18 protein-coding genes are annotated in these 20,134 nt (G+C 70.5%); 10 read left to right on the top strand and 8 right to left on the bottom strand.

Annotated elements, in window-relative coordinates; genetic code table 11:
* Positions 1–268: 268 nt before the first annotated feature.
* Complete coding sequence (locus QQM72_RS25195) at positions 269–1,567, bottom strand: citrate synthase (protein ID WP_314223131.1); 1,299 nt, start codon at positions 1,565–1,567, stop codon at positions 269–271.
* Positions 1,568–1,808: 241 nt separating this feature from the next.
* Positions 1,809–4,064, bottom strand: coding sequence for an SF1B family DNA helicase RecD2 (gene recD2, locus QQM72_RS25190; RefSeq protein WP_314223130.1), 2,256 nt, complete (start codon positions 4,062–4,064; stop codon positions 1,809–1,811).
* Between the two features lie 209 nt (positions 4,065–4,273).
* Here recD2 and QQM72_RS25185 point away from each other — a divergent pair, with 209 nt between their 5' ends.
* The 6 genes from QQM72_RS25185 to QQM72_RS25160 all read left to right on the top strand — a co-directional run bounded on the left by QQM72_RS25185 (position 4,274) and on the right by QQM72_RS25160 (position 11,856).
* A complete protein-coding gene (locus tag QQM72_RS25185; RefSeq protein WP_314223129.1) occupies positions 4,274–5,344 on the top strand; it encodes a LacI family DNA-binding transcriptional regulator in 1,071 nt (356 codons plus the stop codon).
* The gene (locus QQM72_RS25180) at positions 5,341–6,918 is read left to right on the top strand and encodes a sugar ABC transporter ATP-binding protein (protein ID WP_314223128.1); all 1,578 of its coding nucleotides are present in this window, start codon (positions 5,341–5,343) and stop codon (positions 6,916–6,918) included. The genes QQM72_RS25185 and QQM72_RS25180 overlap by 4 nt, the downstream gene beginning before the upstream one ends.
* Positions 6,908–8,860 carry an ABC transporter permease/substrate-binding protein gene (locus tag QQM72_RS25175; protein WP_314223127.1) on the top strand — a complete coding sequence of 651 codons (1,953 nt, stop codon included), beginning with the start codon at positions 6,908–6,910 and terminating at the stop codon, positions 8,858–8,860. The genes QQM72_RS25180 and QQM72_RS25175 overlap by 11 nt, the downstream gene beginning before the upstream one ends.
* Positions 8,861–8,945: 85 nt before the next feature.
* Positions 8,946–9,872 (top strand): ribokinase, encoded by a 927-nt coding sequence (locus tag QQM72_RS25170; RefSeq protein WP_314223126.1) that lies wholly within the window; start codon positions 8,946–8,948, stop codon positions 9,870–9,872.
* On the top strand, positions 9,869–10,258 hold the full coding sequence (gene rbsD / locus QQM72_RS25165) for a D-ribose pyranase (RefSeq protein ID WP_314223125.1): 390 nt from the start codon (positions 9,869–9,871) through the stop codon (positions 10,256–10,258). The genes QQM72_RS25170 and rbsD overlap by 4 nt, the downstream gene beginning before the upstream one ends.
* Before the next feature lie 389 nt (positions 10,259–10,647).
* Complete coding sequence (locus QQM72_RS25160) at positions 10,648–11,856, top strand: esterase/lipase family protein (RefSeq protein ID WP_314223124.1); 1,209 nt, start codon at positions 10,648–10,650, stop codon at positions 11,854–11,856.
* 91 nt (positions 11,857–11,947) lie between these two features.
* Here QQM72_RS25160 and QQM72_RS25155 read toward each other — a convergent pair whose 3' ends face one another.
* Positions 11,948–12,220 carry a winged helix-turn-helix domain-containing protein gene (locus QQM72_RS25155; RefSeq protein WP_314223123.1) on the bottom strand — a complete coding sequence of 91 codons (273 nt, stop codon included), beginning with the start codon at positions 12,218–12,220 and terminating at the stop codon, positions 11,948–11,950.
* A gap of 310 nt (positions 12,221–12,530) precedes the next feature.
* Between QQM72_RS25155 and QQM72_RS25150 the strand changes: the two genes are divergently transcribed.
* Both QQM72_RS25150 and QQM72_RS25145 read left to right on the top strand, forming a co-directional pair.
* Positions 12,531–12,692, top strand: coding sequence for a hypothetical protein (locus QQM72_RS25150; protein ID WP_314223122.1), 162 nt, complete (start codon positions 12,531–12,533; stop codon positions 12,690–12,692).
* Positions 12,689–12,955: a hypothetical protein gene (locus tag QQM72_RS25145; RefSeq protein ID WP_314223121.1), complete on the top strand. Its 267-nt coding sequence runs from the start codon at positions 12,689–12,691 to the stop codon at positions 12,953–12,955. The genes QQM72_RS25150 and QQM72_RS25145 overlap by 4 nt, the downstream gene beginning before the upstream one ends.
* Positions 12,956–12,969: 14 nt before the next feature.
* On the opposite strand, the gene QQM72_RS25140 is transcribed toward QQM72_RS25145, so the two are convergent.
* The 5 genes from QQM72_RS25140 to QQM72_RS25120 form a co-directional block, all read right to left on the bottom strand.
* Positions 12,970–13,731, bottom strand: coding sequence for an HNH endonuclease (locus QQM72_RS25140; RefSeq protein ID WP_314223120.1), 762 nt, complete (start codon positions 13,729–13,731; stop codon positions 12,970–12,972).
* Positions 13,728–15,140 carry an AAA family ATPase gene (locus tag QQM72_RS25135; protein ID WP_314223119.1) on the bottom strand — a complete coding sequence of 471 codons (1,413 nt, stop codon included), beginning with the start codon at positions 15,138–15,140 and terminating at the stop codon, positions 13,728–13,730. The genes QQM72_RS25140 and QQM72_RS25135 overlap by 4 nt, the downstream gene beginning before the upstream one ends.
* Before the next feature lie 91 nt (positions 15,141–15,231).
* Positions 15,232–16,032: a TIM barrel protein gene (locus QQM72_RS25130; protein ID WP_399078582.1), complete on the bottom strand. Its 801-nt coding sequence runs from the start codon at positions 16,030–16,032 to the stop codon at positions 15,232–15,234.
* Positions 16,033–16,067: 35 nt separating this feature from the next.
* Positions 16,068–17,222, bottom strand: a complete 1,155-nt coding sequence (locus QQM72_RS25125; protein WP_314223116.1) for a dihydrodipicolinate synthase family protein — start codon at positions 17,220–17,222, stop codon at positions 16,068–16,070.
* Positions 17,219–18,376, bottom strand: a complete 1,158-nt coding sequence (locus QQM72_RS25120) for a Gfo/Idh/MocA family protein (RefSeq protein ID WP_314223115.1) — start codon at positions 18,374–18,376, stop codon at positions 17,219–17,221. The genes QQM72_RS25125 and QQM72_RS25120 overlap by 4 nt, the downstream gene beginning before the upstream one ends.
* 276 nt (positions 18,377–18,652) lie before the next feature.
* Here QQM72_RS25120 and QQM72_RS25115 point away from each other — a divergent pair, with 276 nt between their 5' ends.
* Together QQM72_RS25115 and QQM72_RS25110 are read left to right on the top strand one after the other, a co-directional pair.
* Complete coding sequence (locus QQM72_RS25115) at positions 18,653–19,699, top strand: LacI family DNA-binding transcriptional regulator (protein WP_314223114.1); 1,047 nt, start codon at positions 18,653–18,655, stop codon at positions 19,697–19,699.
* Positions 19,696–20,079, top strand: coding sequence for a hypothetical protein (locus QQM72_RS25110; RefSeq protein WP_314223113.1), 384 nt, complete (start codon positions 19,696–19,698; stop codon positions 20,077–20,079). The genes QQM72_RS25115 and QQM72_RS25110 overlap by 4 nt, the downstream gene beginning before the upstream one ends.
* The last annotated feature ends 55 nt before the right edge of the window (positions 20,080–20,134 follow it).

Genomic DNA, 20,134 nt, shown 5'->3' with positions numbered 1-20,134 from the left:
GGGCAGTCAGGAATATTCGCCGGTGACGCAGCGCCCGATCGGACGGCGCCCCCACCGGCAGGTGTCAGCGCTCCTCGACGGGAACGAAGTCGCGCTCGACGACACCCGTGGCCGTGCCGCCCGGGGGCACCCCCCGGACCCCCGGCCGCAACCCCGAGACCACCCGCGATCCCGTGACCAGCGGACCCGGACGACGCCCCGGGCAAGCCAGGAGGACACGACCCGCCGACAGGGCGCCCTCAAGCAGCGGCGCCCCCACCGGCAGGTGTCAGCGCTCCTCGACGGGAACGAAGTCGCGCTCGACGACACCCGTGTAGATCTGGCGCGGGCGGCCGATGCGGGAGCCGGGCTCCTTGATCATCTCGTGCCACTGGGCGATCCAGCCCGGGAGGCGGCCCAGGGCGAACAGGACCGTGAACATCTCGGTCGGGAAGCCCATGGCCCGGTAGATCAGGCCCGTGTAGAAGTCGACGTTCGGGTAGAGGTTGCGCGAGACGAAGTAGTCGTCGGAGAGCGCGTGCTCCTCCAGCTTCAGCGCGATGTCCAGCAGCTCGTCGGACTTGCCGAGGGCCGAGAGGACGTCGTGCGCCGCGGCCTTGATGATCTTCGCGCGCGGGTCGAAGGACTTGTACACCCGGTGGCCGAAGCCCATCAGGCGGACGCCGTCCTCCTTGTTCTTCACCTTGCGGATGAAGGAGTCGACGTCGCCGCCGTTGGCCTGGATGCCCTCGAGCATCTCCAGCACGGACTGGTTGGCGCCGCCGTGCAGCGGGCCCCACAGCGCGGAGATGCCGGCCGAGATCGAGGCGAACATGTTCGCCTGCGAGGAGCCGACCAGGCGGACCGTGGACGTCGAACAGTTCTGCTCGTGGTCCGCGTGCAGGATCAGCAGCTTGTCGAGCGCGGAGACGACGACCGGGTCGAGGTCGTACTCCTGCGCCGGCACCGAGAACGTCATGCGCAGGAAGTTCTCGACGTAGCCGAGGTCGTTGCGCGGGTAGACGAACGGGTGGCCGATCGACTTCTTGTAGGCGTACGCCGCGATCGTCGGAAGCTTGGCGAGCAGCCGGATCGTGGAGAGGTTGCGCTGCTTCTCGTCGAACGGGTTGTGGCTGTCCTGGTAGAACGTGGACAGCGCGGAGACCACCGACGAGAGCATGGCCATCGGGTGGGCGTCGCGCGGGAAGCCGCGGTAGAAGTTCTTGACGTCCTCGTGCAGCAGCGTGTGCTGGGTGATGTCGCTCTTGAAGACGGACAGCTCGTCGACGGTCGGCAGTTCGCCGTTGATCAACAGGTACGCGACCTCGAGGAAGGTCGACCGCTCGGCCAGCTGCTCGATCGGGTAGCCGCGGTACCGGAGGATGCCCTGCTCGCCGTCGAGGTACGTGATGGCGGATTTATAGGCGGCGGTGTTGCCGTAGCCGCTGTCCAGGGTCACCAGACCGGTCTGGGCGCGAAGCTTCCCGATGTCGAAGCCCTTGTCGCCGACGGTGCTGTCGATCACCGGGTAGGTGTACTCGCCATCGCCGAACCGCAGTACTACAGCGTTGTTGGTGTGCTCGCTCACGTCATCCCTCACCGACGTTGTGCCTCTTCTTCGAGGTTGCCCTGACTGTCTCTAACCATCCCCCATTTGGCGCACGAGAGTGCACTCGGGGTCGACCATTGGGCTTATCGGCGGCACTCAGTGCCGCCAACCAGCTCATCCTGCCGCCTTCGTCACGCTTGGGGAAGTGCTCTGTGACCTTCACGACTCATTTGATCGATCATTTTTTGTGATGTCCCGACGTTCCCGCACGAACCGCCCGTCAGCGGCCCGCCAGCCGGTGGTCCAGGGCCGTGCAGCGACGGCCCGCCGACACCGTGCGCACCGCCTGACCGATCGCCTTGCGGGAGCCGACGAGGACGACCAGCCTCTTGGCGCGCGTCACGGCCGTATACAAGAGGTTCCGTTGAAGCATCATCCATGCTCCCGTGGTGACGGGGATCACCACTGCGGGATATTCACTTCCCTGTGAACGGTGAATGGTGACCGCGTACGCGTGGGCCAGCTCGTCCAGTTCGTCGAACTCGTACGGAACCTCCTCGTCCTCGTCGGTCAGCACCGTCAGGCGCTGGTCGACCGGATCGAGCGAGGTCACCACGCCCACGGTGCCGTTGAAGACACCGTTCTTCCCCTTGTCGTAATTGTTGCGGATCTGGGTGACCTTGTCGCCGACGCGGAAGACCCGGCCGCCGAACCGCTTCTCGGGCACGTCGGGGCGACCGGGGGTGACGGCCTGCTGGAGCAGGCCGTTGAGGGCGCCCGCGCCGGCCGGGCCGCGGTGCATGGGCGCGAGCACCTGCACGTCCCGGCGCGGGTCCAGGCCGAACTTCGCCGGAATGCGCCGGGCGGCCACGTCCACCGTGAGGCGGCCGGCCTCCTCCGTGTCGTCCTCGACGAAGAGGAAGAAGTCCTTCATGCCGTCGGTGACCGGGTGCTGTCCGGCGTTGATCCGGTGCGCGTTGGTCACCACGCCGGACTGCTGGGCCTGGCGGAACACGCGCGTGAGGCGCACGGCGGGCACCGGGCTGTCGTCGGCCAGCAGATCGCGCAGCACCTCGCCCGCGCCGACGCTGGGCAACTGGTCGACGTCCCCCACGAAGAGCAGGTGCGCGCCCGGGGGTACGGCCTTGACCAGCTTGTTGGCGAGGAGCAGGTCCAGCATCGACGCCTCGTCGACCACCACCAGGTCCGCGTCCAGCGGGCGGTCCCGGTCGTAGGCCGCGTCACCGCCGGGCTTGAGCTCCAGAAGGCGGTGGACGGTGGAGGCCTCGGCGCCGGTCAGCTCGGCCAGGCGCTTGGCGGCGCGGCCGGTGGGGGCGGCCAGCACGACCTTCGCCTTCCTGGCGCGGGCCAGCTCCACGATCGAGCGGACGGTGAAGGACTTGCCGCAGCCGGGGCCGCCGGTGAGCACGGCGACCTTCTCGGTCAGCGCGAGCCTGACGGCCGCCTCCTGCTCGGGCGCGAGTGCGGCCTCGGTACGGGACCTCAGCCAGGCCAACGCCCTGTCCCAGGCCACGTCACGGAAGGCCGGCATCCGGTCCTCGTCGGTGCGCAGCAGGCGCAACAGCTGGGCGGAGAGGGAGAGTTCGGCGCGGTGGAAGGGGACCAGGTAGATGGCGGTGACCGGCTCTCCCCCGTCGGCCGCCGGGACCTTCTCGCGTACGACCCCGGGGTCCTCGCCCTCCTGAGGCGGCGCCGCGAGTTCGGCGAGGCACTCGATGACCAGGCCGGTGTCGACCTGGAGCAGCTTCACCGCGTCGGCGATCAGCCGCTCCTCGGGGAGGTAGCAGTGGCCCTGGTCGGTGGCCTGGGACAGCGCGTACTGGAGGCCCGCCTTGACGCGCTCCGGGCTGTCGTGCGGGATGCCGACGGACTGGGCGATCTTGTCGGCGGTGAGGAAGCCGATGCCCCAGACGTCCGCGGCGAGCCGGTAGGGCTGGTTCCTCACCACCGAGATGGAGGCGTCGCCGTACTTCTTGTAGATGCGGACCGCGATGGAGGTGGACACCTCGACGGTCTGGAGGAAGAGCATGACCTCCTTGATCGCCTTCTGCTCCTCCCAGGCTTCGGTGATCTTCTTCGTGCGTTTCGGGCCGAGTCCGGGGACCTCGATGAGGCGCTTCGGCTCCTCCTCGATGATCTTCAGGGTGTCCATGCCGAAGTGCTGGGTGATGCGGTCGGCGAACACCGGGCCGATGCCCTTGACCAGTCCCGAGCCGAGGTAGCGGCGGATGCCCTGGACGGTGGCGGGCAGCACGGTCACGTAGTTCTCTACGGTGAACTGTTTTCCGTACTGCGGGTGGGAGCCCCAGCGGCCCTCCATGCGCAGGGACTCGCCGACCTGGGCGCCGAGCAGCGCGCCGACGACCGTGAGGAGGTCGCCGCCGCCTCTGCCGGTGTCCACACGGGCGACCGTGTAGCCGTTCTCCTCGTTCGCGTACGTGATGCGCTCGAGCACGCCTTCCAGCGTGGCCGTACGCCGCTCTCCCGCTTGGGCGGCCCCCGCCTGATCGGTCATGATCCGACGTTACCGCCCGCCACCGACAGGCCCCGGGGGGCGACCGTCGGCCGCCCGCCGGGCGCCGTTCATCACGATCCGGTGTCGGGATGTGGTCGAGGGCTTGATTAACCCCCGTGTAATCGATTCCAATCCTTCCTACACGTCGATGTAATCGATTCCATGACCTCGACGTTCATGAACCGAGTCCACAAGGAGGTGGGGCGGCGATGGCGAGCATCAAGGACGTCGCGGCCGAGGCGGGGGTCTCCGTCGCCACGGTGTCGCGCGTCCTGAACGACCATCCGTCGGTCAGCGAGGACGCACGCACGCGTGTGCTGGCCGCCGTCGAGGCACTGGGCTACCGCCCGAACGCCGTCGCCCGGTCGCTGCGCACCGACCAGACCCGCACCCTGGGCCTGGTCATCAGCGACGTGCTCAACCCGTACTTCACCGAGTTGGCCCGCTCCGTGGAGGAGGAGGCCCGCGCGCTCGGCTACAGCGTCATCATCGGCAACGCCGACGAGCGGCCCGACCTCCAGGACCACCACGTACGGACCCTGCTGGACCGCCGGATCGACGGCCTCCTCGTCTCCCCGACCGACGGCGGCTCGCCGCTGATCCTCGACGCCGCGCGCGCGGGGACGCCGATGGTGTTCGTCGACCGGTGGATCCCGGGCGTCGACGTGCCGGTGGTGCGGTCGGACGGCCGCGCGGCCGTGCGGGACCTCGTCGCGCATCTGCACGGGCTGGGGCACCGCAGGCTCGCCATCATCGCGGGCCCCGCCGCCACCACCACCGGCAGCGAGCGCGTCGAGGCCTTCCGGGCCGCCATGGCCGAGTACGGGCTTCCCCTCCCGGACGCCTACATAGGCCAGGGCGACTTCCAGGCCGAGAGCGGACGGCGGGTCACCGAGGGCTTCCTCGACCTGCCCGAACCGCCCGAGGTCGTGTTCGCCGCCGACAACCTCATGGCACTGGGCGCCCTGGACGCCGTACGCGCGCGTGGGCTGCGGGTTCCGCAGGACATCGCGCTGGCCGCGTTCGACGACATCCGCTGGTTCGTGCACACCGACCCGCCGATCACCGCGATCGCCCAGCCGACGGGTGAGCTGGGACGCGCCGCCGTGCGCGCCCTCGTCGACCGCATCGAGGGACGGCCCCCGCAGTCCGTCACCCTCCCGGCCCGGCTCGTCGTCCGCCGTTCGTGCGGCGAGCCGGTCCCCCAAGAGCCGCCCGCTCCCGAGGAGTTCCCCGCCTCCGCGGAGCCGTCCCCCGCAATGAACAGGAGCCAGACGTGAGCAACGCGGACGAGTTGCTGCGCATCGAAGGCATACGCAAGACCTTCCCCGGCGTGGTCGCGCTCGACAGCGTCGACTTCGACCTGCGCCGGGGCGAGGTGCATGTGCTGCTCGGTGAGAACGGCGCGGGCAAGAGCACCCTCATCAAGATGCTCTCCGGCGCCTACCGCCCCGACGCCGGGCGGATCCTGGCCGGCGGCGAGGAGGTGCGCATCCATGGCGCGCAGGACTCCGAGCGCCTCGGGATCGCCACCATCTACCAGGAGTTCAACCTCGTTCCCGATCTCACCGTCGCCGAGAACATCTTCCTGGGACGGCAGCCGCGCCGCTTCGGGATGATCGACCGGAAGCGGATGGAGACCGAGGCGGCCGCCCTGCTGGAGCGGGTGGGAGTGAACGTCTCGCCCCGCACCCGCGTGCGTGAACTCGGCATCGCCCGACTTCAGATGGTCGAGATCGCCAAGGCGCTCAGCCTGAACGCGCGCGTGCTGATCATGGACGAGCCGACCGCCGTGCTGACCTCCGAGGAGGTCGAGAAGCTCTTCGCCATCGTGCGCAGGCTGCGCGAGGACGGCGTCGGCATCGTGTTCATCACGCACCACCTCGAGGAGATCGCCGCCCTCGGCGACCGGGTCACGGTCATCCGGGACGGCAGGAGCGTCGGGCAGGTCCCGGCCACCACGCCCGAGGACGAGCTCGTCCGGCTCATGGTGGGCCGCTCCATCGAGCAGCAGTACCCCAGGGAACGCGCCGGGACGGGCGCCGCGCTGCTGTCCGTCGAGGGACTCACGCGGGACGGCGTCTTCCACGACGTCAGCTTCGAGGTGCGCGCCGGCGAGGTCGTCGGTGTCGCCGGGCTCGTCGGCGCCGGCCGTACCGAGGTCGTACGGGCCGTCTTCGGGGCGGACCCCTACGACCGCGGAGCCGTCCGGGTCGGCGGCGCGCACCTCCCCCGGCACGACGTGAACGCCGCGATGGCGGCCGGGATCGGGCTCGTGCCCGAGGACCGCAAGGGCCAGGGGCTGGTGCTCGACCAGTCGGTCGAGGAGAACCTCGGGCTGGTCACCATGCGGGCCGCGACCCGTGGCGGGCTGGTGGACCTCAAGAGCCAGCACGAGGCGGCGGCGCGGATCGCGGGGCAGCTGGGCGTGCGGATGGCGGGCCTCGGCCAGCAGGTGCGCACGCTCTCCGGCGGCAACCAGCAGAAGGTCGTCATCGGCAAATGGCTGCTGGCCGACACCAAGGTGCTGATCCTCGACGAGCCGACGCGCGGGATCGACGTCGGCGCGAAGGTCGAGATCTACCAGCTCGTCAACGAGCTGACGGCCGCCGGTGCCGCCGTCCTGATGATCTCCAGCGATCTGCCCGAGGTGCTCGGCATGAGTGACCGGGTGCTGGTGATGGCCCAGGGCCGGATCGCCGGCGAGCTGTCGGCGGACGAGGCGACCCAGGACTCCGTCATGGCGCTCGCCGTCGGCACCACCCTTCACGGCGAAGACCACGCAGAACACGAAGAACACGAAGACCACGAAAACGACGAAACCGAAGAACTGGAGGCCGGCCGTGGCCGCTGAGACGCTCAAGAGCGGGGCGGGCGCCGGGGGCGCCGCGGCGGTCCGCCGTCTGCTCCTCGACAACGGCGCGCTGACCGCGCTGATCGTCCTCGTCATCGCCATGTCGGCGCTGTCGGGTGACTTCCTGACCACGGACAACCTGCTCAACGTGGGTGTCCAGGCGGCCGTGACCGCCATTCTCGCCTTCGGCGTGACCTTCGTGATCGTCTCGGCGGGCATCGACCTGTCGGTCGGCTCGGTGGCGGCCCTGTCGGCCACCGTGCTCGCCTGGAGCGCCACGCAGCACGGTGTGCCGGTGGTGCTCGCGGTGGTCCTGGCCGTCGCGACCGGTATCGCGGCCGGCCTGGTGAACGGTTTCCTCATCGCCTACGGCAAGCTGCCGCCGTTCATCGCGACGCTCGCGATGCTGTCGGTGGCGCGCGGTCTGTCGCTGGTGATCTCAAAGGGCTCGCCGATCGCCTTCCCCGACTCGGTCTCGCACCTCGGTGACACGCTCGGCGGCTGGCTGCCGGTGCCGGTGCTCGTGATGGTCGTGATGGGGCTGATCGCCGCGTTCGTGCTCGGCCGGACGTACATCGGCCGTTCGATGTACGCCATCGGCGGCAACGAGGAGGCGGCACGCCTCTCCGGCCTGCGGGTGAAGAAGCAGAAGCTCGCGATCTACGCGCTGTCCGGCGTGTTCGCGGCCGCGGCGGGCGTGGTGCTCGCCTCCCGGCTGTCCTCGGCGCAGCCGCAGGCCGCCGACGGCTACGAGCTGGACGCGATCGCCGCGGTCGTCATCGGCGGCGCCTCCCTCGCGGGTGGTACGGGCAAGGCCTCGGGCACCCTGATCGGCGCGCTGATCCTGGCGGTGCTGAGGAACGGCCTGAACCTGCTGTCCGTCTCCGCCTTCTGGCAGCAGGTCGTCATCGGTGTCGTCATCGCGCTGGCGGTGCTCCTCGACACGGTGCGCCGCAAGGCGGGGGCGACCCCGATGGCGGCCGGGACGGGCAGCGGCGGCGGCAAGGGCCGGCAGGCGGCGACGTACGGTCTCGCGGCCGTGGTCACCGTGGCGATCGTCGGCGCGACCTCCTTCCTGCACGGCGGCAACCCGTCGAGCGCGAACCCGAAGGTCGGCCTCGCGCTGTCCACGCTCAACAACCCGTTCTTCGTGCAGATCCAGTCGGGCGCGAAGGCCGAGGCGAAGAAGCTGGGCGTGGACCTGACGGTCACGGACGCGCAGAACGACGCCTCGCAGCAGGCCAACCAGCTCCAGAACTTCACCAGTTCCGGCCTCGACTCGATCATCGTCAACCCGGTGGACTCGGACGCGGCGAGCAACTCGGTGAAGGCCGCCGACAAGGCGAAGATCCCGGTGATCGCGGTCGACCGAGGCGTCAACAAGGCAACGGTGGACGCGCTGGTCGCCTCCGACAACGTGGCCGGCGGTGAGCTGGCGGCCAGGACGGTCGCCGAGAAGCTGGGCGGCACCGGCAAGATCGTGATCCTCCAGGGCCAGGCGGGCACCTCCGCGGCACGGGAGCGGGCGGAAGGTTTCGCCAAGGGTCTGAAGGCCTACCCGGGCATCCAGGTGCTGGCCCAGCAGCCGGCCGACTTCGACCGCACCAAGGGCCTCGACGTGATGTCGAACCTGCTCCAGGCGCACCCGGACGTCCAGGGCGTCATCGCCGCCAACGACGAGATGGCGCTCGGCGCGATCAAGGCGCTGGGCTCCAAGGCCGGCAAGTCGGTCCAGGTCGTCGGCTTCGACGGCACCCCGGACGGGCTGGCCGCGGTGAAGAACGGCACGCTGTACGCGTCCGTGGCGCAGCAGCCGTCCCAGCTGGGCAGGATCGCGGTGGACAACGCGCTGAAGGCGCTCCAGGGCAAGAAGGTCGAGGAGACGGTGAAGGTGCCGGTGAAGGTGGTCACGAAGGAGAACGTGGCCGGGTTCACCGGCTGACATTCGGCGAGCGGGCGGACGGTCACCCGGGGGCGACCCCTCCGGGGACCGTCCGCCCCGAGTCACGTATCAGGGGAGTCACTTCATGTACGACTACGACCTTCTGGTCGTAGGGTCGGCCAACGCCGACCTGGTGATCGACGTCGAGCGCAGGCCCGCCGCCGGTGAGACGGTGCTCGGTTCGGACCTGGCGGTCCACCCCGGCGGCAAGGGCGCCAACCAGGCCGTCGCGGCCGCCCGGCTCGGGGCCCGTACGGCCCTGCTGGCCCGGGTCGGCGACGACGCGCACGGGCGGCTGCTGCTCGACTCGCAGCGGGCGGCCGGGGTCGACACGGCCGGCGTCCTGGTGGGCGGGGCGCCCACGGGCGTCGCGCTGATCACCGTGGACCCGTCGGGCGACAACAGCATCGTGGTGTCACCGGGGGCGAACGGCCGGCTGACCCCGGCGGACGTCCGCGCGGCCGCCGGCCTCTGCCACGCCTCCCGGGTGGTGTCGGCCCAGCTGGAGATCCCGCTGGAGACGGTCGTGGAGGTCGTGCGGAACCTGGCGCCGGGCAGCCGCTTCGTGCTGAACCCGTCACCGCCGCGCCCGCTGCCCGCCGAGGTGCTGGCGGCCTGCGACCCGCTGATCGTCAACGAACACGAGGCGAAGGTGATCCTCGGTGAGGCGGGCGTGAGCGAGGATCCGCAGGACTGGGCCGCTCTGCTGCTCGCGAAGGGGCCGAAGTCGGTGGTCGTGACGCTGGGTTCGCAAGGCGCGCTGGTGGCGTCCGCGGAGGGCGTCGCCCGGATCGCCTCCGTGCAGGTGGACGCCGTGGACACGACGGGTGCGGGCGACTCCTTCACGGCGGCGCTGGCCTGGCGGCTGGGCACGGGGTCCCCCCTGGCCGAGGCTGCGGCCTACGCGGCGCGGGTCGGGGCGGCGGCGGTGACCCGGCGGGGGGCGCAGGAGTCGTTCCCGACGGCGCGGGAGGTCGAGGCCCTTGCCTGCGGGGAAGGTGGGATCAGGTGAAGAAGGCCGGGATCCTCAACCGTCATCTGGCCGGGGCGCTGGCCGAGTTGGGGCACGGGGACGGCGTGCTGGTGTGCGACGCCGGTATGCCGATACCGGACGGGCCCCGGGTGGTCGACCTCGCGTTCCTGGCGGGGGTGCCGTCGTTCGCGGAGGTGGTCGACGGGCTGCTCGCCGAGCTGGTCGTGGAGGGCGCCACGGCGGCGGCGGAGGTCCGGGGGGCGAATCCGGCGGCGGCCGCGCTGCTGGACGGGCACTTTCCCGAGCTGGCCCTGGTCGCGCACGAGGAGCTGAAGAGGCTGTCCGCCGGAGCCCGGCTGGTGGTGCGCACGGGGGAGGCGCGGCCGTACGCGAACGTCCTGCTGCGGTGCGGGGTGTTCTTCTGAGAACCACCGACCGGGGCTGCTGAGAAGCTTCGAGGGGGTCCGGTCCGTCGACCGGGCCCCCTCGGCTTCTCCCCTCCGTACCAGAACCCCCGCGATCCCCCCGGATCCCCCTCCAGAAGCCCTGATGCCACGTACGACAGGCGTAGGTGCGCAAGGGTTGTACGGCTTCCGAGAAATTTCTGACAGCCCGTTCGATGCGCCTGCCGGAGCAGGCGGCGAGGCGAACGCCGGAGCGAACGAAACAGGTCACCGGCACATGCCATGCGCATCAAACACCTCGCGGGCGCATTGCATCACTTGTAATGAACCGCGCAGGTCAAACGGGTGACGGGGGGAAATCGACCCCCATGATGTGGTCGTTCCCCACCCCTCCCCCAAGGAGTGCGACCATGTCGGAAACAGCCGAGCCCAACGCAGGCGCGTTCACCCTCGACGCCTCGCCGGCCATCGAGACCGCAGCCCGTGCAGACATTCCCGAGCACGAGGAATGGGATCTGCCGAACGGCTTCGCCTGGGTCTTCCCCGGCGAGGGCAGCAGCGGCGGGATCCGCCGTCCCGTGATCATGGCCGACGGTTTCAACCTCGGCCGGAGCGAGCTCGACAAGCTCTATCAGGGGCTGGAGGGCGGCGAGTTCCCGTTCGTCAGCGAGCTGCGCCGGCGCGGCCGGGACGTGATCCTGCTCGGGTTCGACGAGCGCAGCGCGTCCATCCTGGACAACGCGGAGACGGCCGTGTCCGCCATCATGCGGACCATCGCCGAGCAGGCCGACGACACCCGGCTGGTCGTCGGCGGGTTCAGCATGGGCGGCATCGTCACCCGTTACGCCCTGGCCAAGCTCGAGACGCAGCGCATGGACCACCGCACCGGCCTGTACTTCTCCTACGACAGCCCGCACCGTGGCGCGTCCATCCCGGTCGGCGTGCAGGCGTTCTCGCACTTCATCCCGTTCCCGAACGACTTCGCGAGGCAGATGAACAGCCCGGCGGCACGTCAGATGCTGTGGCGGCACTACGACAAGGACACCGGCAAGATCGGCGTCGCCCCGGAACGCACGGAGTTCCTGGCCGCCCTGGAACGGGTGGGCGGCTGGCCGCGGATCCCCCGTCTGATCGGCCTCGCCAACGGTCGTGCCGACGGGGTCGGACTGCCCGACGTGAAGCCCGGCGAGGTCGCGCTGCGCGTCGACCGGATCTACCCCGGCACCACCTTCTACACCCAGGCCCAGGGTGACGACGTGACGGCCGCCTATCTCAACCGGCGGTTCCCGAAGGCCGAGAAGACCATCACGACCAGCGGCTTCCCGGAGATCGACGGCGCGCCGGGCGGCACCCTGCACACCTACAAGATCCTCGCCGACACCCTGAAGAAGCTCGGCGGCACGGTGGACCTGCGGCACGAGGAGGTGTGCTTCGTTCCGTCGGTGAGCGCGGTCGCGATCCGGGACGTCGAGAAGCAGTCCGACCTGTACGTGAAGATCGACGGACTGTCGCCGGACGAGAGTGAGTTGGACGACTTCATCGTCTCCTCGACGACCACGCCGCACACTGGGATCACCGAGGAGCTGTGCACCTGGATGCTGAGCCGCCTGCCCGACTGACCCACCGCGTCACCCTCAGGCGCCCCGGGGCCGCCCCTCCGCTCACACCTGGCGGAGGGGCGGCCCCTTCGCTCTCCCCGATCCGGCGGCACTAAGCGGGCGGCGCGGGTGTCCCGGGGGCGGGCGGCAGGGGGTCGGCCACGAACGAGCTTCGGGCGCGTACGGTCACCACCAGCCCCCTGTCCCGAAGGATGTCCAGAGCGCGGCGGACCGTACCCGGACCGACTTTGTGCTCGTGCGTCATGGTCAGTTCGCCCGGCAGCCGGGTGCCCGGAGGGTACGCGCCGGAGCGAATCTTCCGCTCGATGATCGCGGCGAGCTGCTCATAGACGTACTGCGGCGAATCGGGGCTGATCTTGTCCACCCGTTGACCGTATGCCGCTACCTTCCACCGCGCATTACTTAGTACTACTACCAACCACTACCTACTACTACCGTGCTCGGGGTACAGTCCGGACAGGAAACAATGACGCCCCGGCGGGAAGGTGAAAGCTTCCTTGCCGGGGCTGAGCCGACTTACGAGGAGTCGACCTATGCGCAGCCTACTGGCCGCGGTCCTGAGCCTTTTTCTGCCGCCGCGCGGAATGCGCCGCTGCCTCACACCCCCACCGTTCCCTGCGGTCTCCGCGCCGCGGCCCGTCCGCCCGCGTCGGACGCGGACGTGCCCCGCGGACGTGCTCCTCGCCGACGGCCTGCCCCTGGTCAGGCCGTACCTCGCCGTCTGGGAACGCGAACGCGACGCCTTGGACCGCAGGTACCTCCAGCGGGAGCGGCGGCGCGCGGCGGTCCTCGCCACCCTGGGCCAGGACTACGTCCCCGCGGAGGCCGCCGCATGAGCGCGAGGCGGTTCCGCAGCCTCGGCGTCGACCCGGCCACGGGCAAGGAGGCGTTCGTGGTCGCGCGACCCGGCGGGGTGCTGGAGGCGCTGGCCGACGCGCACGCCCTGAAGGCCGCCGCCGTCCTGGTGACGGTCGTCGGGGCCGTACTGGACGGAGGCCGGTCGTCGGACACCGAACTCGCCGCCTTCGTACCGTCACTGCACGCGGCGCTCGAGGAATGCGTGGGCATCATGGCGGCGGACAGGGAGCGCTCGGTGTAGCGCACTGCCACGCGTCAGTAGCTGAGGCCCCGAAAGTGCAGGAACGCGGACCGCAGTTCGGAATCGAGGAGGAAGTCGAGGATCTCCTCCTCACCCGCGAACAGGGCGTCGGCAGCCGGATGTCCGGACTGATGGAACATGGCGACCAGCACATCGATGAGGGGACGGTTCCAGGTGACCCGGACGATCTCTGCCGCCTTGTCACGCTGCCCCTTGTCCATGGCTATGCGCCACAGCTCGATGGAGTGCCCGGCCGTCACATAGGCGTCCCTGCGTCCCTCTACCAGGACCGCTCTCGAGTTCAGGCCGAACACCTCGATACAGGCCCGTCCCCGGTCGGTCAGGCCTCGGTACGTTCCGAGCGGGAGCACCAGCCGCAGGTGGTCCAGGGGGTCCTCGGCCGTCGGGTCGACGAGCAGAGGGCTGCCGTCGGTCGCGGTGGGGAAGAGGTCCCGCTTCTGATTGCTGTTGCAGAACGAGCAGGCGAGCAGATGGTTCAGCCAGTCGAAGGTGCGCAGCGGAGCGAGGCTCTTCGGCTCGAAGTGGTCGATGTCCGTGCCCTGGCTGTCACCGCAGTACATGCAGCGTTCGCGGCCGGGAGCCATCTCCGCCAGCCCCGCGACGAGTGCGGGGCGGACCTGCCGACGATTCCCCCAGAGCTCCTTCGCCCTGTCCTTGCGTTCCTTCTCCGTGGCCTGCTGACGGATCTCGGCGGTGTAGTCCTTCAGTCGTTCCGTCGTGTCCGCCGGCAGGAGGGCACGCCGCAGGCGGATCACTCCGTTGCGCCCTTCGCCTCCTCGGCGATCTCCTCCGCCAGTCGGTGGAGGTGGGCCGACACCTCGCCCACGCGAGCCGACGGCGAGCTCGCGAGCCGTTCCTTCAGTTCCTTGTAGCGCGCCAGCGACTCAGGGGACGAGGCCCCGTCGTAGATTCGTGCCTCCAGGTCCACGAACTCGGCCCTCACCTGCTCGGCCCGCTCGGAGTAGGGCGTGTCGAGACCGAAGAGGTCGGAAAGCACGGCATCGTCGCCGCTGCCGTACACCACCCGGTCGTACAGGTCTTGGTCGATGACCTCGGGCGGACGCGCCTCGTCCACGCCGGGCAGCCGAATCAGGCCGCCGGGGTCGGCGGCCTGGCAGATGTACGGGCTGTGCGTCGTGACGATGAACTGGATGCGGGGGAAGTGAGCGGTCAGCCAGGGGCCGATCCGACGCTGCCAGGAGACGTGCAGATGGGTGTCGATCTCGTCGATGATGACGACGCCGGGTGTCATCAGCGCGATCGACCGGCTTCTGGCTTCCCAGAGGTCGGACTCCCACAGGTCGTCGCCGAACACGTCGTGCAGCTGCTTGAGAATGTCGACGACAAGCGCCACCACCGTGCGGAACCCGTCGCTCATCTCCCGCAGTGGGAAGCGGCTGTCGTGCCGTTCCACCCACAAGCCCTCGGAGTCGACGTCGTCGATCCGGTACTCGTCCGGCAGCAGTCCGTCTCTGAGAAGCGCCAGTGCGAACGCCTTCAGCCCCCGGGCGCCCCCTCTGCCTTCCAGAGCACGCAGATGCTGCTCGATCAGCCAGGCGACGCCTTCGGCAAGTGAGGCGTCCTCATGGAAGAGACTCGTGTGCCTGGCCACGGGCCCGGACGCCAGCATCAGCCGCTGCACGTCGCCCGAGCCGCCGGCCATCCGCCGGAACGGCCCGTAGGCCGCGGAGAACCAGCCCGCCGGGTTGTCCGCCCACGGACCACGGCGGGCAATGCTCGTCTGCGCCTTGGTGTACCTGATCTCGTCGAGTCCGGGCAGCACACCCCGGCGGACCGGAACCCTGCCTGCCATGCCGTCGCGGGGCGTCTTCCAGCGCAGCCCGGCCCAGAAGGCACCAGCGGGCGGGCGGCCTTGCGAGAACCGGTCGTGCTGCGCGTCCCGGCTGATCTCGACCTCGACCTGACCCGCCGTACGCTCTTCCGTCACCCAGTTCTCGAACTGCGGCACCAGACTGCGAGCCACCCCCGGCCCACTGAGCGCCAGCGCCATGGCCCGCAGCAGCGTCGTCTTGCCCGAGCCGTTGCGCCCGGCGAGCACCGTCCACCCGGCGTGACTGCCGTCGGGGCGGGTCAGGGTGAGGTCGACTGCGCGGGGGCCGTGGAAGAACTTGATGTCCTCCACGATGATCCGGCTGACGTACATGGGCGTTGGCGTCCGTTCGCTCGGGTGTGGCACCCGATCTTAGAGCCGTGGCCTGCCCCCCAGCGCGGGAAGCGGGCAGGCCACGGACCCGTCAGTCCGCCGTGTGCTCCACGAAGCGGGCCGCCGTCTCCGCCAGGACCTCGCGGCCGTCCCTCGCCCACAACTCGTCGTTGAACAGTTCGACCTCGATGGCGCCGGTGTATCCGGCCTCCGTCACGTACCCCAGCCACTCGCGCATGTCGATCGCGCCGTCGCCGATCTGGCCGCGGCCGTTGAGGACGCCCTCCGGGAGCGGGGTCGTCCAGTCGGCGAGCTGGAAGGTGTGGATGCGGTTGCCTGCGCCCGCGCGGGCGATCTGCGCGGGGGCCTGGTCGTCCCACCAGACGTGGTACGTGTCGACGGTGACGCCTACCTGGTGGGCGGGGAAACGTTCCGCGAGGTCCAGGGCCTGGGTGAGGGTGGAGACCACACAGCGGTCGGAGGCGTACATGGGGTGCAGGGGCTCGATGGCGAGCTTCACCCCGTGCTCCTCGGCATAGGGGCCGAGCACGGACAGGGCGTCGGCGATGCGCTCGCGGGCGCCGTGCAGGTCCTTGGAGCCGGCGGGCAGACCGCCGGAGACCAGGACCAGCACCTCGGTGCCGAGGGTCGCCGCCTCGTCGATCGCCCGGCGGTTGTCGGCGATGGCGGCGGCCCGTTCGTCCGGGTCTAGCGCCGTGAAGAAGCCGCCGCGGCACAGCGTCGTCACCGTCAGGCCCGCGTCGCGGACCAGCTTGGCGGTCCGCTCCACGCCGTACGTCCGCACCGGCTCGCGCCACAGGCCGACGTTGGTCACGCCCAGCTCCCGGCAGGCGTCGGCCAGTTCGGGCATCGACAGGTGCTTCACCGTCATCTGGTTGATGGAGAAGCGGGTCAGGTCCGGGTTGCTCACTGGTTCACTCCGTACAGGGCGAGCAGGCTCTTCATCCGTTCCTCCGCCAGCTTGGGGTCGGGGAACAGGCCCAGGCCGTCGGCGAGTTCGTAGGCGCGGGCGAAGTGCGGGAGGGAACGGGCCGACTGGAGGCCGCCGACCATCGTGAAGTGCGACTGGTGGCCGGCCAGCCAGGCCAGGAACACCACGCCCGTCTTGTAGAAGCGGGTGGGGGTCTGGAACAGGTGGCGGGACAACTCGACGGTGGGGTCGAGGAGTTCGCGGAAGCCTGCCGTGTTGCCCGTGTCGAGGACCCGGACCGCCTCCGCCGCCAGCGGCCCCAGCGGGTCGAAGATGCCGAGGAGGGCGTGGCTGAAGCCCTTCTCGTCGCCCGCGATCAGCTCGGGGTAGTTGAAGTCGTCGCCCGTGTAGCAGCGCACGCCCTGCGGCAGCCTGCGGCGGATGTCGATCTCCCGCCCGGCGTCCAGCAGCGAGACCTTGATGCCCTCGACCTTGTCGGGGTGGGCGGCGACGACCTCCAGGAAGGTGTCCGTCGCCGTGTCCAGGTCCGACGAGCCCCAGTAGCCCTCCAGCGCCGGGTCGAACATCGGGCCCAGCCAGTGCAGGACCACCGGCTCCGCGGACTGGCGCAGGAGGTGACCGTAGACGTCGAGGTAGTCCTCGGGACCCGACGCGGCCGCCGCCAGGGCACGGGACGCCATCAGGATGGCCCGCGCTCCGGAGGCCTCGACGAGGGCGAGCTGCTCCTCGTAGGCCGCGCGGACCTCGGCGAGGGACGCCTGGCCGGTGAGCTGGTCGGTGCCGACGCCGCAGGCGATGAGACCGCCGACGGACTTCGCCTCGGCGGCCGACCGGCGGATCAGTTCGGCCGCGCCCGCCCAGTCCAGGCCCATGCCGCGCTGGGCGGTGTCCATCGCCTCGGCGACGCCGAGCCCGTGGGACCACAGATGGCGGCGGAAGGCGAGGGTGGCGTCCCAGTCGATCGCGGCGGGCGAGTCGGGCGTGGTGTCCGCGAAGGGGTCCGCGACGACGTGCGCCGCCGAGAAGACCGTACGGGAGGTGAAGGGCGCGCCGGTGGTGAGCGCGAGGGGCTCGGTACGGGGCTCGTGGGTGCGCAGGGTGCCGTCGGCGCCGGGGAGCTGGATCGTCACAGCGTGACCTCCGGGACGTCCAGACGCAGGCCCTCCGAGGAGGACTTCAGGCCCAGTTCGGCGAGCTGGACGCCACGGGCGCCGGCCAGCAGGTCCCAGTGGTAGGGGGCGTCGGCGTAGACGTGCTTGAGGAACAGCTCCCACTGGGCCTTGAAGCCGTTGTCGAACTCGCCGTTGTCGGGGACCTCCTGCCACTGGTCGCGGAAGACCTCGGTGGCGGGGATGTCCGGGTTCCAGACCGGCTTGGGGGTCGCGCTGCGGTGCTGGACACGGCAGTTGCGCAGGCCGGCGACCGCCGAGCCCTCCGTGCCGTCGACCTGGAACTCCACGAGCTCGTCGCGGTTGACCCGGACCGCCCAGGAGGAGTTGATCTGGGCGATGGCGCCGCCGTCGAGCTCGAAGATGCCGTAGGCGGCGTCGTCGGCCGTGGCGTCGTAGGGCTTGCCGTTCTCGTCCCAGCGCTGCGGGACGTGGGTGGTGGCGATGGCCTGGACGGACTTCACCCGGCCGAACAGCTCGTGCAGGACGTACTCCCAGTGCGGGAACATGTCGACGACGATGCCGCCGCCGTCCTCCGCGCGGTAGTTCCAGGACGGGCGCTGGGCGGCCTGCCAGTCGCCCTCGAAGACCCAGTAGCCGAACTCGCCGCGGATGGAGAGGATCCGGCCGAAGAAGCCGCCGTCGATGAGGCGCTTGAGCTTCAGCAGACCCGGCAGGAACAGCTTGTCCTGGACGACGCCGTGCTTGATGCCCGCGGCGGTGGCGAGGCGGGCGAGTTCGAGGGCGCCGTCGAGGCCGGTGGCCGTCGGCTTCTCGGTGTAGATGTGCTTGCCGGCGGCGATCGCCTTCTTGATGGCCTCCTCGCGCGCGGAGGTGACCTGGGCGTCGAAGTAGATGTCGACGGTGGGGTCGGCGAGGACCGCGTCGACGTCGGTGGAGACGTTCTGCGGGTCCAGGCCGTGCCGCTCGGCGAGCGCCCGCAGGGCGTGCTCGCGGCGGCCGACGAGGATCGGTTCCGGCCACAGCACGGTGCCGTCGCCGAGGTCGAGCCCGCCCTGCTCGCGCAGGGCCAGGATGGAGCGGACGAGGTGCTGGCGGTAGCCCATGCGCCCCGTCACGCCGTTCATGGCGATACGCACCGTCTTGCGTGTCACGTCGGTCCCTTCGTAGGCGTAGTACGCGGTTGTGCGCGCCGCGTACGCCTCTTCCTGATCAGCGTTACAGCAAGCGCTTTCTATACAAGGAGAAGCTAGCCTCTGACCAGCGGTCCGGACAAGACCGTGTCCATCTCGAGTTGTTCGAGGGGGCGAACAGCGGGGGTCCTGGGCCGTAAGGTCTGCTCGACACGCCCGGAACCAAGCCCTCGAGGCAGCTGTCTACCAGGGCGTACGACGACGTACGACGAGATGCGTGACCGGAGGACAGACGAGATGACGGTGACCCTGGCGGACGTGGCGGCCCGCGCGCAGGTCTCGCCCGCGACGGTGTCGCGCGTGCTGAACGGGAACTACCCCGTCGCCGCTACCACCAGGGAGCGGGTGCTGCGGGCGGTCGACGAGCTGGACTACGTACTGAACGGGCCGGCGAGCGCACTCGCCGCGGCGACCTCCGACCTGGTCGGCATTCTGGTGAACGACATCGCGGACCCCTTCTTCGGGATCATGGCGAGTGCGATCCAGTCGGAGATCGGCGGGCCGGGCGGGCGGGCCGGCGGCGAACGGCTGGCGGTGGTCTGCAACACCGGGGGCTCGCCGGAGCGCGAGCTGACCTATCTGACCCTTCTCCAGCGGCAGCGGGCCGCGGCCGTGGTGCTGACCGGCGGAGCCATGGAGAACGAGCCGCACGCGGCGGCGGTGGCGGCGAAACTGCGCCGACTCGGCGAGGCCGGGACGCGGATCGTGCTGTGCGGCCGGCCGCCGGCGCCGGAGACCACGGCGATCGCGCTGACCTTCGACAACCGCGGGGGCGGCCGGGAACTGACCGAGCATCTGATCGGGCTCGGGCACCGGCGGCTCGGCTACATCGCGGGCCCGGAGGAGCGGACGACCACCCGGCACCGGCTGGAGGGCCACCGGGCGGCGCTGGCCGCGGCCGGCATCGAGGAGGACCCCCGCTGGACCGTGCACGGACGGTACGACCGCCGGGCCGGCTACGAGGCGACGCTGGAACTGCTGCGCCGGGATCCCTCCCTGACGGCGGTCGTCGCCGCCAACGACTCCGTCGCCCTGGGCGCCTGCGCGGCGCTGCGCGACTCCGGCCTGCGGATCCCGGACGACGTCTCGGTCGCCGGCTTCGACGACCTCCCCTTCAGCATCGACGTGGTGCCCTCCCTCACGACGGTGCGGCTGCCGCTGGCCGAGGCGGGAGCGCGGGCGGGTCGCATCGCCATGGGCCGCGAGGAACCGCCGCCCGGCGGGATCGCCACGGTACGGGGCGAGCTGATGGTACGGGGGTCCTCCGGAGTGCCGCGGGAGTGAGGCTGCCCCCCGCGCACGGCCGGGCCGAGCTGATCGAGGTCGTCCGGATCGGCGATCCCGCCAGGCACCTCACCTCTCGGGGTCTGACCGGTGACGTCGTCGAGGTCTGGGCGGGGGAGGAGGTACGGCAGCTCCTGCGCCTGGTCGGCGAGCTCCCGGACAGCCCGAAGTACCGCTGCTTCCTCCCCGGCTGGGGCATCCGCGCCTACGACGACACCGATCCCGAGCCGCTCTTCGAGATCGCGTTCTGCTTCCGGTGCAACGGAGCCCGGCTCTGGGGGCGTGACGTCACGCAGGAGCAGCGGCACCAGGACTTCGAAGCGGAGAGCCCGGCCGGACGGGAGCTGCTGCGCCGGTTCCGCGCCTGTGCCCCCGGGTGAGGCGTCGGCGGCCCCCGCTGGACCCGAACCCCGTACCGGGGTGACAGTGGTGACC

This window comes from Streptomyces zaehneri, assembly GCF_032248645.1.
GTDB classification, from domain to species: domain Bacteria; phylum Actinomycetota; class Actinomycetes; order Streptomycetales; family Streptomycetaceae; genus Streptomyces; species Streptomyces coriariae.
The sequence above is the reverse complement of the archived record's forward strand: the minus strand, read 5'-3'. Positions and strand labels throughout refer to the sequence as shown.